Origin of the sequence: Gillisia sp. Hel_I_29 (assembly GCF_000744275.1) — a bacterium.
In the GTDB taxonomy this organism is placed as follows: domain Bacteria; phylum Bacteroidota; class Bacteroidia; order Flavobacteriales; family Flavobacteriaceae; genus Gillisia.
In genome coordinates this window covers 220558-234402 of record NZ_JQLP01000001.1, presented here as the reverse complement: position 1 = coordinate 234402, position 13845 = coordinate 220558, and the positions used below count along the sequence as shown (strand labels likewise).

General features: G+C 34.9%; 16 protein-coding genes. 8 read left to right on the top strand and 8 right to left on the bottom strand.

What is annotated here, in order from left to right:
* Nucleotides 1–137 precede the first annotated feature (137 nt).
* On the top strand, nucleotides 138–527 hold the full coding sequence (locus P163_RS01095) for an HIT family protein (protein WP_034886924.1): 390 nt from the start codon (nucleotides 138–140) through the stop codon (nucleotides 525–527).
* A complete protein-coding gene (locus tag P163_RS01090; protein WP_034886923.1) occupies nucleotides 527–940 on the top strand; it encodes an acyl-CoA thioesterase in 414 nt (137 codons plus the stop codon). The genes P163_RS01095 and P163_RS01090 overlap by 1 nt, the downstream gene beginning before the upstream one ends.
* Here the strand turns inward: P163_RS01090 and P163_RS01085 are convergent, their stop codons facing one another.
* On the bottom strand, nucleotides 941–2092 hold the full coding sequence (locus tag P163_RS01085) for a sensor histidine kinase (RefSeq protein WP_034886922.1): 1152 nt from the start codon (nucleotides 2090–2092) through the stop codon (nucleotides 941–943). It lies immediately after the preceding gene.
* A 108-nt stretch (nucleotides 2093–2200) separates the two neighbouring features.
* Here P163_RS01085 and P163_RS01080 point away from each other — a divergent pair, with 108 nt between their 5' ends.
* From P163_RS01080 to aat, 3 genes are all read left to right on the top strand, one after another.
* Nucleotides 2201–3076 carry a flavin reductase family protein gene (locus tag P163_RS01080; protein ID WP_034886921.1) on the top strand — a complete coding sequence of 292 codons (876 nt, stop codon included), beginning with the start codon at nucleotides 2201–2203 and terminating at the stop codon, nucleotides 3074–3076.
* A 9-nt stretch (nucleotides 3077–3085) separates the two neighbouring features.
* Nucleotides 3086–3457, top strand: a complete 372-nt coding sequence (locus P163_RS01075; RefSeq protein WP_034886920.1) for a DUF3127 domain-containing protein — start codon at nucleotides 3086–3088, stop codon at nucleotides 3455–3457.
* A gap of 130 nt (nucleotides 3458–3587) precedes the next feature.
* Nucleotides 3588–4184, top strand: a complete 597-nt coding sequence (gene aat, locus P163_RS01070) for a leucyl/phenylalanyl-tRNA--protein transferase (protein WP_051931095.1) — start codon at nucleotides 3588–3590, stop codon at nucleotides 4182–4184.
* 22 nt (nucleotides 4185–4206) lie between these two features.
* On the opposite strand, the gene P163_RS01065 is transcribed toward aat, so the two are convergent.
* The 7 genes from P163_RS01065 to P163_RS01035 all read right to left on the bottom strand — a co-directional run bounded on the left by P163_RS01065 (nucleotide 4207) and on the right by P163_RS01035 (nucleotide 9014).
* Nucleotides 4207–4899, bottom strand: coding sequence for a DUF2490 domain-containing protein (locus P163_RS01065; protein WP_034886918.1), 693 nt, complete (start codon nucleotides 4897–4899; stop codon nucleotides 4207–4209).
* A 5-nt stretch (nucleotides 4900–4904) separates the two neighbouring features.
* Entirely contained in the window at nucleotides 4905–5483 is a 579-nt protein-coding gene (locus tag P163_RS01060) for a DNA-3-methyladenine glycosylase I (protein ID WP_034886917.1), read from the bottom strand.
* 7 nt (nucleotides 5484–5490) lie between these two features.
* On the bottom strand, nucleotides 5491–6210 hold the full coding sequence (locus P163_RS01055) for an energy transducer TonB (protein WP_034886916.1): 720 nt from the start codon (nucleotides 6208–6210) through the stop codon (nucleotides 5491–5493).
* 36 nt (nucleotides 6211–6246) lie between these two features.
* Nucleotides 6247–6948 (bottom strand): tRNA pseudouridine(55) synthase TruB, encoded by a 702-nt coding sequence (gene truB / locus P163_RS01050; RefSeq protein WP_034886915.1) that lies wholly within the window; start codon nucleotides 6946–6948, stop codon nucleotides 6247–6249.
* The gene (locus P163_RS01045; RefSeq protein ID WP_034886914.1) at nucleotides 6938–7732 is read right to left on the bottom strand and encodes an undecaprenyl-diphosphate phosphatase; all 795 of its coding nucleotides are present in this window, start codon (nucleotides 7730–7732) and stop codon (nucleotides 6938–6940) included. The genes truB and P163_RS01045 overlap by 11 nt, the downstream gene beginning before the upstream one ends.
* 6 nt (nucleotides 7733–7738) lie before the next feature.
* Nucleotides 7739–7996: a DUF3098 domain-containing protein gene (locus tag P163_RS01040; RefSeq protein WP_034886912.1), complete on the bottom strand. Its 258-nt coding sequence runs from the start codon at nucleotides 7994–7996 to the stop codon at nucleotides 7739–7741.
* 139 nt (nucleotides 7997–8135) lie between these two features.
* Nucleotides 8136–9014: a cell division protein FtsX gene (locus P163_RS01035; protein WP_034886910.1), complete on the bottom strand. Its 879-nt coding sequence runs from the start codon at nucleotides 9012–9014 to the stop codon at nucleotides 8136–8138.
* A 115-nt stretch (nucleotides 9015–9129) separates the two neighbouring features.
* Between P163_RS01035 and P163_RS01030 the strand changes: the two genes are divergently transcribed.
* From P163_RS01030 to P163_RS01020, 3 genes are all read left to right on the top strand, one after another.
* A complete protein-coding gene (locus P163_RS01030; RefSeq protein WP_034886908.1) occupies nucleotides 9130–10056 on the top strand; it encodes a ketopantoate reductase family protein in 927 nt (308 codons plus the stop codon).
* A gap of 105 nt (nucleotides 10057–10161) precedes the next feature.
* Nucleotides 10162–13200 (top strand): leucine--tRNA ligase, encoded by a 3039-nt coding sequence (locus P163_RS01025; RefSeq protein ID WP_034886905.1) that lies wholly within the window; start codon nucleotides 10162–10164, stop codon nucleotides 13198–13200.
* A gap of 32 nt (nucleotides 13201–13232) precedes the next feature.
* Nucleotides 13233–13844: a DUF4230 domain-containing protein gene (locus P163_RS01020; RefSeq protein WP_034886903.1), complete on the top strand. Its 612-nt coding sequence runs from the start codon at nucleotides 13233–13235 to the stop codon at nucleotides 13842–13844.
* The last annotated feature ends 1 nt before the right edge of the window (nucleotide 13845 follow it).

Below are 13845 nucleotides of genomic sequence, written 5' to 3'. Positions count from 1 at the left end.
TTGAAATAAATCCTTTTCAATTTTATATGAAAAGGATTTTTTATTTTCTATGAAGAGCTAGCCTATCAAGCTTATTAAAGAAGATGGTATGAGTTCTCTTTTTAGAAAGTATTTTTATCTTTATTAAAAAAATAGACATGTCTACAATATTCACAAAGATCATTAATGGGGAGATTCCTTCTTATAAAGTTGCAGAAACAGATAAATTTCTAGCTTTCTTAGATGTAAATCCGAATGCGAAAGGACATACCCTTTGTATTCCAAAGAAAGAGGTGAACAAGATATTTGATCTTGACAAGGATACCTATTCAGATTTAATGGAATTCTCTAGGCAAGTTGCTATAGGCTTGGAAAAAACTGTGTCTTGCAAAAGAGTTGGGATGGCGGTAATTGGTCTGGAAGTTCCTCATGTACACGTACACCTTATCCCTTTAAATAAAATGACCGAGATGGACTTCAGTCATAAAGTTACTTTATCTTCAGAAGAGATGGATGAGCTTGCAGATGCTATTAAAGGGAATATATAATGGATGACCTTTCCTTATACAAGCTTAGCTTAGAAATACGAATAGATTGGGGCGATTTGGATATGTACAAGCATGTTAATAATCTCACTTTTCTAAGGTTTATGCAATCTGGTAGAGTTAAATTTTGGGAAGCTACAGGGCTTTCTAGTATGTTTGAAACTACTAACAAAGGGCCTATGCTGGTAAGTAGTCATTGCGATTTTCAAAAATCACTGTATTATCCGGGGAAAGCAATTATAAAGACTAGGTTAGATTATATAAAGAACTCTAGTTTTGGAGTAGAACATTTAATCTTAAATGAAGATCTCGAAATATGTGCGCGTGGAAAAGATGTAGCGGTATGTTTTGATTTTAATAAGAATGAAACCTATAGAATTCCAGATGATCTTCGGGAAATAATGTCTAAATATTAATTATGCGATCTTTTTGAGCGCAATTTGAAAGGTTGTTCCTTTATTAATCTCGCTGCTAAAAACCTTTATTTTACCTAAATGATATTCTTCTATGATACGTTTAGCTAAAGAGAGACCTAGGCCCCAGCCTCGTTTTTTAGATGTATAGCCCGGTTCAAAGATCATTTTATATTTACTTTTAGGAATACCTTTACCAGTATCTTTCACATAGATATAGACCCAATGTAGGTCTTGCTTTATCTCTATTTTTAAAGCACCCTTTCCGCGCATGGCATCTATGGCATTCTTAACTAAATTCTCTATGGTCCAGCTGTATAAAGATTCATTTAGGTTTACATAAATAGGAGAATGTGGGGTACTTATTTGAAAATCAATCAATCTGGAACTTCTTATTTGTAAGTAGATAAAACTATCTTTTGTAGCTTGGACCATCTCAGTTCTGGAGAGAATTGGTGCAGATCCTATCTTAGAAAATCTTTCTGTAATTGTTCTTAATCTATCTACATCTTTTTCAATTTCGTCTATATACTCCTTATTAATTTTTTCTGCTTTCAAAATTTCTGTCCATCCAATTAATGAAGAGAGGGGTGTACCAATCTGGTGTGCAGTTTCTTTTGCCATTCCGGCCCATAGCTTGTTCTGTTCGCTGGTTTTTGAAGTAGTGTAGAAAAAATAAACCACCCCTATAAATAAGAAGATAATGAGGAGCAAGGCAATAGGATAATATTTGATCTTGGTAAGCAATGGAGAATCTCCGTAATAAATACGATGAATTCTATTGGCTCCAAGTACCATTTCTATAGGTTCGTTCTCATCCTTTAGTTGATTGAGATATTGCTGTATTTTCTTAGGATCATCTCTAACTTCAGAATCTATATTAAGTCCGTCTATGATCTTCTCATTTTCATCCACCCAAATTGTAGGAATGCTCGTGTTATTATTTAAGATGTGTAGCGTTAGGTCTATGTCTGTATCATCACTTGCTTTATCTAGAAAAGCCTGAGCAGCGGTCCACACTTCCATTTTGTCTCGTTCATCTTGCTTTAGACGTTCAAAGAAAATAGACGTGTTCCATAAAATTAGAACCACTATAAGTAAAGATGAAACAATGATGAACCAACGGGCTAGGTTTCGTTCGTCTGAAAAATTCATGAAGCCAATTTAAGTAGATTTAAATATAACTTATTTCTGTTAATATTATTGTTGGAGTGGCGTTTTTCATTACTGACTTGATTCGTTATCTTTGTGAAAAATTGTAAGATGTTAACAGTAGATCCTAAAGAAATAAGTACCGGGCAAAGGCATCAATATCTATTAGGTGCAGTGGGTCCAAGGCCTATCGCATTTGCAAGTACCGTAGATGAAGAAGGAAGACCTAATTTATCACCTTTCAGTTTCTTTAATGTATTTAGTGCAAATCCACCAATTTTGATATTTTCTCCGGCTAGAAGGGGAAGAGATAATACCGTAAAACACACTTTTTTAAATTCAAAGGCCACCAAAGAAGTTGTTATTAATATTGTGAACTACAAGATGGTTCAGCAAATGTCTCTTTCCAGTACAGAATATGCAGAAGGAGTAAATGAATTTGAAAAAGCTGGATTTACCATGTTAAAGTCAGACTTAGTTAAACCTTTCAGGGTGGCAGAGTCTCCGGTGCAATTTGAATGTAAGATCACAGAAGTTGTAGAATTAGGGCAAGAAGGAGGAGCAGGAAACTTAGTGATCTGTGAAGTGGTTAAGATGCATTTTGATGAAGAGATTTTAGATGAAAACGGTCAAATAGATCAGCATAAAATAGATCTTGTTGCAAGAATGGGTGGTAATTGGTATTCAAGAGCTAACGAGGGAATGTTTGAGGTACCTAAACCTTTATCTACACTAGGAATTGGAGTAGATGAAATTCCTGAGTATATTAGAAGAAGTAAAGTTCTTACCGGAAATGATCTTGGTAAACTTGGGAATGTGGAGGCATTACCATCAAAAGAAGAGATCACTTCATTTTTAAATGAGAACAGTGAGATGGATAAAATTATAGGTGCCGGCAATGTGGAAAATATCCATTTACAAGCACAATTATATTTAGAAAAAGACGAACCGGCAAAGGCCTGGAAATTATTATTAGCAAATAGATAAGATAACGAGATGGAAGTACAAGGAAAGATTAAAATGATAGGACAAACCCAAACATTTGGTAGCAATGGGTTTAGAAAGAGAGAAGTAGTAGTTACTACAGAAGAACAATATCCACAGCATATAATGGTTGAATTTGTTCAAGATAAAACAGATTTATTAGATAGTTTCCAAGTTGGGCAGCCTGTAAAAATAGGAGTGAATTTGAGAGGACGAGAGTGGGTTAATCCTCAAGGAGAGACTAAATATTTTAACTCTATTCAAGGTTGGAGAATTGAGAATTTACAAGCGGGAGCTCCTGCAGGAAATTCTGCTCCTCCAGCAGATCAATTTGAACCGGCACAAGATTTAAATGATGAAGATTATGACGATCTTCCTTTTTAATTAAAAATATATTAGTTGATGAGCTGTTTTAAAGATCTGAGCTATTTTAGATCTTTGAAACAGCTTTTTTAATTTTAATAATATCAGTTTGAAAACTCCAGAAGATGATACCTATTTCCCTCCGGTAGAAATGGCTACAGAAGATGGCTTGCTTGCCTATGGAGGAGATCTTTCTGTAAACCGACTTCTTTATGCCTATACCCACGGAATTTTTCCTTGGTTTGAAGATGGGCAACCTGTACTTTGGTGGAGCCCAGATCCAAGAATGGTGCTTTACCCAAAGAAACTGAAGGTTTCAAAAAGCATGAAACAGGTGCTTGGAAATAATAATTTTCATCTCACCTTCAACAAAGATTTTAAATCTGTTATAGAAAACTGTGCAAGCATAAAGCGAGATGGGCAAAATGGTACATGGATTACTTCGGAAATGCAAGATGCTTATATGAAATTGCATGAGCTTGGAATTGCCCAATCTGTAGAGGTTTGGCTAGATGAAGAACTGGTGGGAGGTCTTTATGGAATATACCTCAGGGACAAGAATGTGTTTTGTGGAGAAAGTATGTTCGCAAAAGTGAGTAATGCTTCAAAATTCGCTTTTATAAAAATGATAGAAAAATTAAGAATTGCCGGAGTAAAGCTTATAGATTGCCAGGTATATACTTCGCATCTTGAAAGTCTTGGCGCAGAAGAGATCTCTAGAGAAGAATTTCTAAAGTTTCTAAGGTAGTTACAGTCAGTTAAATTTATGTTTATAGGCTAATGCTAACTTCGCTAATTAGGAACAGCTCAGATTTTGGGTTTCTTAAATAGCTGTTATATCTAAATTCCGGACCCAGAGAGAATTTTGCCCTTTCAAAAAAGTTATTTTGAAGACCTACTCTCCAACGCTGACCCAATTCTGGGCCTTCAAACTTACCATAACTCCATACACTTTCTGTATCTGCAACTAAATAGAATTGTTTAGAATCTTTTAACGGTTTTCCTATTGGGAATATAAAGCTTAATCTAAATCTAGTCCTAAAACTAAGTTCTTCTCTAAACCTTTCTTCTTGTCTTAATCTATAAGTAACATCAAATATAGCACCTTCTACAAGATGACTGTATTGTTGAAGAAATCTAAGTTCATTAGTTTCAGTAGCTTCAAATGCTTCTTTAAATCTATACCTTGTTCCAAGACTAAACTTGTTAGCTTTATCTAATTTAAAATCTACAAATTGATTGATCTCAATATGTTTTTGTCTATATAAAATATCACCTTCTTCAATAAAATAATTTCTATTGGTAAGTCCAGATTTTAATACCCATGACTTAGAGATAGGTATCACTATAGAAAATTCAGAATCTGCAAGTACAGGAATTTCATTCTGAGCTTTTAAAACAGTAAAAGTCAAAGCATGTAAGATTATAGTAAGAAAGTATTTATAATACTTAGGAACCATCATTATTTTTAATTTTTACTGCTTAGCACTCTATTTCTATAGCAATTTTCTTCATGGTCATTTACCATACCAACGGCTTGCATATAAGCATACATTACCGTAGAGCCCACGAATTTAAAGCCGCGTTTTTTGAGGTCTTTGCTTAGCAGATCACTTATTTCTGAAGTTGCAGGAGCTTTTTTGTAATTCTCAACTGTATTTTGAATAGGCTTGTTCTCAACAAATTTCCAGATATAATTGCTAAAGCTTCCAAATTCATTTTGGATCTTTAAAAAAGCCTGAGCATTGGTAATAGCAGCTCTAACCTTCAATTTATTTCTAATAATGCCTGCGTTTAATAATAACTCTTGTATTTTATCTTCAGTATATTCAGCTATTTTTTTATAATCAAATTCATCAAAGGCTTCTTTAAAGTTCTCTCTTTTTCTTAAGATCGTTATCCAACTTAATCCTGCTTGAAATGTTTCTAGTATCAAGAATTCGAATAGGGTTGCGTCATCACGAACAGGAACTCCCCATTCTTTATCATGATAAGCTTCGTATAACGCATCGCCCTCACACCAACCACATCTTTTTAGATCATTCATATCAAGACTATGGTTTAAATTGGTAGGTAATGGTGCCCGGTTGGGCTGTTCTACCAGCCAACTTACTAAAAACAGCCTGAGAAGCATATTGTAATGCCTGTTGGGTGAGACATTCATTATTAGAGGTAGAACTTGCCTTATTTATAGCAGTAGCTATAACACGCCCTCCTTCATTAACGGTAATATTCACTACAACTCTACCAGGTAGATCACAGGTGTAAATAGGATTTGGGATATCCACAGCGCTTCTACCTTTTAAAGAAAATGAAATAGAGCTATTGTCTAGACCTCCATTTTTAGCAGAAGTATTTTCTGTAGCCTGGTTGCCATCAGACCTTTTCTTAACCTCTTTCTTTTTGGGGGAATTTTGTGTTGTAAAATTACCAGATCCGCTTGTGCTTTCTTTGTCTGAAGTTTCTTGCTGTGAAGCACTATTCTTTTGAAAGATCTCATCTAGTTGTTTGCTGAAGTTAGCATCTCTAGATTCCTGATTTTCATTATATGCTTGATGTGTTTTTACTATATTTTTTTGAGGGATCTTTGCCGGTTCTATTTCTTCCGGTTTTTTTTCTTCCGCTTGCTCAGTCTTAAAACTTTCAAGATCTATAAGCATCTCTCGAGTTTTCTCATTATTGTTGGATAGATTGAAATTATATAAACTAAGCATCAACAGCAAAAATAGCAGCGAGGTAATTATCAAAGCTTTATGTCTGTCAAAAAAATCCATAGAATTAAAACTCCTTAATACCTCGTTTATTCTAGCTTAAGGTAATAAATTTTGAAATGCTTCCAAATCCATGGAATCTTCAACCTTAAAATCTCCAATTCTAGTTCTTCTTAAGGCTGAAAGATATGCGCCAGAACCCAATGCTTTACCAAAATCGTTAGCAAGACTTCTAATATAGGTTCCTTTGCTACAAACTACTCTGAAGTCTACTTCCGGAAATCTAATTTCAGTGATCTCAAATTCGGTTATTGTTACCTTTCTTGATTTAACTTCCACGTCTTCCCCATTTCTAGCGTACTCATAAAGTCGCTTCCCATCCTTTTTTAAAGCCGAAAAAACTGGGGGTACTTGTTCTATTTCTCCAATAAAATCAAATGTTACATTGGTAATATTGTTTTCAGAAATATGATCTATAGGAAATGTTTCATCTACTTCGGTTTCCATATCGTAAGAAGGAGTAGTTGCCCCTAAAGTAAAGGTGCCGGTATATTCTTTTTCCTGACCTTGAAACTGTTCAATTCTCTTGGTAAATTTCCCAGTACAAATTACAAGTAGGCCGGTAGCTAAAGGATCTAAAGTTCCAGCGTGCCCAACTTTTATCTTTTTGATATTACAGCTTTTTCTAATTAGCCATCTTGCCTTATTCACCAGCTGAAAGGAAGTCCAATTTAGAGGTTTGTCAAATAAAAGTATTTGTCCCTCTTTAAATTCTTCTGGAGTGATAGTTTTAGTTTGCATACCCAAATCCAATTGCAATGATTCCAACAATTAAACAATAGATAGCAAAATATGATAATTTACTATTCTTTACCAGTTTTATCATCCACGTACAGGCAACTAAACCTGCTAAAAATGCTGCAACAAACCCAATAATTAAGACAGAAGAATCTGTGCTGCTTGCCGCTAGATCTCCACTTAAAACATCTTTAGCTATTTTTCCTAAGATCAAAGGGACTACCATTAAAAAAGAAAATCTAGCTGCTTTTGCTTTATCATTACCCAATAATACTGAGGTAGAGATGGTTGCTCCAGATCTGGAAATTCCTGGTAATATGGCTATTGCCTGAGAAACTCCAATAACAAAAGCATTGCTAAAACTAACTTGTTTTCCGGTGCTTTTTGCTTTATCTGCCAACCACAGTAGTAGTGCAGTTATAATTAGCATAAAGCCTACTAATAGTAAATTTCCTTCAAATAATACATCCATTTCTTCCTCAAAAAGTAATCCCACCATTGCTGCTGGGATCATGGATAAAATGATCTTTAGTGAGAACTGAGTTTCCTCATTCCACTTAAATTGAAAGAGACCTTTTATGATCTCAATAATATCTTTTCTGAAGATGACAATAGTGCTTAGTGCAGTTGCAAAATGCAAAACAACAGTAAAAAGTAGAGATTCACTTGGTATGCTGTGGTCTCCTAAAATGGCTTTTCCAAGTTCTAGATGTCCACTAGAGGAAACCGGTAAAAATTCTGTAAGTCCTTGGATAATTCCCAGGACTACTGCATCAAATTCGTTCAAAGTAAATTATTTTTTATTGGGATTTAATAAAATAGCATAAGCTTCAATTCCAAATCCTATTAAAACTAAGGCAGGCGCTAATCTAATTCTTCTAAAATTGTAGATCTCCGCATTAAATACATTAGGGTCATCACTTCCACCGCCAGACATTAAAATAAAGCCCAATGCAATTACAGCTAATCCAATAAACATAAACGTGTAGTTCTTTTTGCCGAATACAAAGTTGAGATCTTGCTTATGTAAAGGTTTATTATTTTTATTCATTGATAATTTTTTAATTGTCCAATCTTTGCCACGAATGCACTAATATTTATAAAATAATTCGTTCGTGAATTAATTTATCTGCCTCAAAATTAGCCAAAATCGCTAAATTGTTATTGTTGTATTTTTGGCAGCTAATAGATTAATAATATAATTCGTCTGTCTTTAAATTTAGGAATCTTGAAGTGGCAAAGAATGTACTTAGCCAGGTTATGAAAATCCCCATTAAAAAAACACCCACAAATAGACCTATTAAAAGAGTAGAATCTCTAAGTAATTCCAATTCTGGGAAACTTTTGTTTAAATAAAACAAAACAATTCCCATTCCTATTAATGCAAGTACAGCACCAATAATTCCCAATTTTACGCTTTGCCAAATAAAAGGTCTGCGAATGAAACTCTTAGTAGCACCTACCATTTGCATGGTTTTAATGATAAAACGCTTGGAATATACAGCCAATCTTATGGAGCTGTTGATAAGCAATACTGCTATAAACGTAAAAACTCCGCTTATTACCAAGATCCAGAAACTAATTTTCTTTACGTTGTCATTCAACAATGCTATCAAAGGTTTATCATAGATCACCTCATCTACAAAATTCTTTGCGGTAATATCTGATGCTATTTTGTCTATTTGTTCAGAATCTACATAATCTGCCTTCATGTGAACATCTATAGAGTTCTGTAATGGGTTGTACCCCAGAAAGTCCATAAAATCTTCACCAATTTCCTTGCTCTGCTCTTCTGCAGCTTGTTCTTTGGAAACAAAAACACTGGTTTTAGTGTATTCTGCCATGGCAAGACTTTTCTTTAACTGCTCAATTTCAACATCTTTTGCATTATCTTTAAGGTAGACGGTAAGAGCGATCTGCTCTTTAAAATGATCGGCTACTTTTTTAGTGTTAAGCACTAACAGGCCTAAAAGACCAAGAAGAAAAAGTACTAATGAAATACTGATTACAACAGAAAAATAAGAAGAAATCAATCGTCTTTTTTGATACCTTTCAAAAGATGTACTCATAGAGTGGTTACAGATTTTTTGTAAAAATAATAAACTTAATGATTCCCTATCTTTAAAACGTTTAATCTTTCAGATTTATTCTTTAAGATCAAAAATTGATAAAAAATTTACGAAGATGAATATATTAATATACGGTGCCGGTGGTGTAGGTGGTTATTTTGGGGGAAGAATTGCAGATGCCGGATACAAAGTAAGTATGATTGCCAGAGGTGAACACTTAGAAGCCATACAGCAAAACGGATTGGAAGTAGAGAGCATTAACGGGAATTTTAGAGTTGAACCTTTTCTTGCTACAGACGATCTTAGTAAAGTTCCATCTCCAGATCTCATTATTTTAGGAATTAAATCTTGGCAAATTCCTGAAGCTGCTAAAGCGTTAAAGTCTTTTGTTAAAGAAGAAACCATGATCTTACCATTGCAAAATGGGGCCAATAATGTTGAAAATCTACTAAAAGTATTTCCTAAAAAGAATGTCATAGGAGGGCTTTGTAATATTGTAACTTTCGTAACGGGCCCCGGACAAATAAAACACGCTTCTAGAGATCCGCTGATCACTTTTGGAGAACTTGATAATTCTAAATCGGAGAGAATCCTTCAGCTTAAAGAGATCTTTGATGATTCTAAAATCACCAATATTATTCCCGAAAATATTCAAATAGAGATCTGGCAGAAATTTTTATTCATTACTACTGTTAGCGGGCTTGGTGGCCTTACTCGAGTCTCTATAGATATTATGCGAGAAAGCGATTATTTATATGGTCTTATGAGAAATACAGCTAAGGAAATTTTGGCTGTTGCAAATGCCAAAGGAATAGCGCTTTCTCAAAAGAACTATGACTGGGCTTTTGAGGTGATTCAGAAACTTCCGGTTGGAACTACGGCTTCTACTCAAAGGGATATTATGAGTGGGAAACCTTCAGAATTAGAGAATTTTAATGGCTATATAGTTAAAGAAGGCAAGCGCTTGGGAATTGCTACTCCTGTAAATGAATATGTTTATGAGTGTTTATTGCCCATGGAGAAGAAGGCCAGAGTTCAGTAAAAATCCGTAAGTCTTAAGTATTCTATACGTGTATAAAATCGTAACTTTGTGGCTTATTCCTGAAATTTTAGTTTCAGGATTTATTTTTTCTAGAAAATTATAGCAATGAGTTACCATTTTAACGAGATTGAGGCCAAGTGGCAGAAATATTGGGCAGAGAACCAAACTTTTCAAGCAAAGAACAATAGCGATAAACCTAAATATTATGTGCTGGATATGTTTCCTTACCCATCTGGTGCAGGATTACACGTTGGGCATCCGCTAGGGTATATTGCCAGTGATATCTATGCCAGATTCAAGCGTCATAAAGGTTTTAATGTGTTGCATCCTCAAGGATATGATAGTTTTGGATTGCCTGCCGAGCAGTATGCTATTCAAACCGGTCAACATCCTGCTATAACTACAGAAGAGAATATTGCCAGATATAGAGAACAATTAGATAAAATAGGATTTTCTTTTGATTGGAGCAGAGAAGTGCGCACCAGTAATGCAGAGTATTACAAATGGACGCAATGGATCTTTATTCAGCTTTTTGATTCTTGGTATGATGTTGCTGAAGATAGATCGAGAGCAATTTCAGAATTGGTAGGAATTTTTGCTGCTGAAGGAAACTCTGCGGTAAATGCTGCTTGTGATGATGAAATTGAAGAATTTTCTGCTGCAGATTGGAATGCTTATTCTGAAGAAGAAAAACAACAAATCTTATTAAAATACAGACTTACTTATTTAGCTGAAACCGAAGTGAACTGGTGCCCACAATTGGGAACTGTGTTAGCAAATGATGAAATTGTGAATGGAGTTTCAGAGCGTGGAGGATATCCTGTTGTTCGCAAGAAAATGACACAATGGAGTATGCGTATCTCTGCTTTTGCTGAAAGATTATTGCAAGGACTGGAAACCATAGATTGGAGCGAAAGCTTAAAAGAAAGTCAGCGTAACTGGATTGGGAAATCTGTGGGTGCTTTGGTGAAATTCAAGGAACAAAGTACCGGAATAGATATTTCAGTTTTCACCACAAGACCAGATACTATATATGGAGTAACTTTTATGACCCTTGCTCCGGAACATGAATTGGTAGAAAAGATAACCACCGCAAAGCAAAAAGTAGAAGTTGAAGCCTATATAAAAGCATCAGCAAGAAGAAGTGAGCGTGAGCGTATGGCAGATGTAAAGACCATATCTGGAGTTTTTACCGGTGCGTATGCAGAACATCCGTTAACTAAAGAGCCAATTCCTATCTGGATTGGAGATTATGTACTTGCAGGCTATGGAACCGGAGCAGTAATGGCGGTGCCATGTGGAGATCAGCGTGATTATGATTTTGCGAAGCATTTTGAGCTGCCTATCAAGAATATTTTTGAAAATGTAGATATTTCTGAAGAAGCTTTTTCAGGAAAAGAGGGAACTGTAATTGCAAATTCAGATTTTCTTAGCGGACTTTCTTATAAAGAAGCTTTAAACAAAGCCATTCTGGAATTAGAAAAATTAGGCAGAGGTAAAGGAAAGACCAATTATAGATTGAGAGATGCGGTTTTCTCTCGCCAAAGATATTGGGGAGAACCATTTCCTCTGTACTACGTAAACGGACTTCCGCAAATGATCGAAAAAGAACATTTGCCATTAAGATTGCCTGAAGTTGAGAAATATTTACCAACCGAAACAGGAGAACCACCTTTAGGAAACTCCTCTGAATGGGCTTGGGATACTAAGAATAATAAAGTGGTTTCTAATGATACCATAGATCATAAAACAATCTTTCCTCTAGAATTAAACACCATGCCTGGATGGGCAGGAAGCTCTTGGTATTTCTTCAGATATATGGATGCTCAAAATGAAGATAGATTTACTTCAGAAGAAGCTCAGAACTATTGGGAAAATGTAGATCTATACATTGGTGGTAGCGAACATGCAACAGGACACTTGTTATATTCAAGATTTTGGACCAAGTTCTTATATGATCGTAAAATGGTTACTGTAGAAGAACCATTCAAAAAATTGATCAACCAAGGGATGATCTTGGGAACCAGTGCTTTTGTTTATAGGATTTACCTTAAAATTAAAGATAAAGAGAAGGTTATTAGTCATGGGGAGTATGATACTTATCCAGTTAATGAATTTGGATTTTTATCAGATAATTATAATGCATATTGTTCTGCTAATTTTCTGGAAAAAATTTCAGAAGGAATTAAACCTTCAAATTCAAACGCAGGTTTAGTTTTAAAAGCAAAGAATTTACATTTATCAAAAACCTTACTAAAGGACTATTATAAGTTAGATGAAAAAATTATTGAAAAAGTTATAAAAGGAGATTTTACTTTAGAAATAAGTTATGATCCAATTCGAGTTCCAGTAGAATATTTAGATGGAGATACTTTAGATGTAGATAAAGTTAAAAATTATCGTCCTTTAGAGGATGCTGTTTTTATTTATAATGACAAATTTATTTGTGGTAGAGAGGTAGAGAAAATGTCTAAATCTAAGTACAATGTGGTAAATCCAGATGAGATCTGTCAGCAATATGGCGCAGATACTTTAAGGATGTACGAAATGTTCTTAGGGCCTTTAGAACAGGCAAAACCTTGGAATACTGCTGGAATTACAGGAGTGCATAGTTTCTTGAAAAAATTCTGGAAATTATATTTCAACGGAGAAACATTTGAAGTTTCAGACGCGAAGCCTTCAGCAGATTCTTTAAAAACACTTCATAAGACCATCAAAAAAGTAACCGAAGATATCGCAGCTTTCAGCTTTAATACTTCAGTTTCAACCTTTATGATCTGTGTAAATGAACTTTCAGCGCAAAAATGCAATCAGAGAGAGATCTTAAAACCTTTAGCTATTCTTTTAGCGCCTTACGCTCCGCATATTGCTGAAGAGTTATGGCAAAAATTAGGTCATTCTGAATCTATTTCAACAGCTGAATATCCTGTGTTTGAAGAGAAGTATTTAATAGAAAGCACCAAAGAATATCCAGTTTCCTTTAACGGGAAAATGAGATTTACGTTGGAATTGCCTTTAGATATGGGGAAAGATGAAATAGAAAAAACGGTGATGGCAGATGAAAGAACCCAAAAACAATTGGAAGGAAGAACTCCTAAAAAGGTGATCGTTGTTCCCGGAAAGATCGTAAATATTGTAGGTTAAGCACTCGAACTGTTTTTGATTATATTTGAAGTATGGAATATCTTTTTATAGGACTTGCCGCCGGTGCCATTGTTGCTTATTTCATTTTTGCCAGATTCAGCAATCATAATAAGAAGCAGAAGGCAGATGAACAATCGGTGATCTTGATGGATAAGATCAAGAGCGTTTGTAAATTCATCACCGTAGAAGGCGATTTCTCTGAGATCTATCATTATGAAAATCTGAAGGAGAAATACGTGAGTCTTATTTTCGGAAAGAAAAAAGCCATTGTTCTTATTACTGCAAAAGCTCATATAGGTTTTGATCTTAGTAAGATTAGGATGGATAGCGATAACGAAGCAAAGAAGATCATACTTACCAATTTTCCGCAGCCGGAATTATTAACGGTAGAAACAGATTTCAAGTATTACGATAAGCGTGAAGGTTGGGCAAATCCTTTTACCACTTCAGATCTTACCGATATAAATAGAGATGCGAAAAAGCATATTGTAGACAAGATCCCTCAAAGCGGACTTTTGGAAAAAGCCAGAAATGAAGCGTTGAGTACAATTCTTCTTATTGAAAAAATAGTAGAAACCATTGGTTGGAAGTTAGACTATACTGCCTTAGAAACTCAAACCGAAGAACAGCCGAAATTGAAATAAA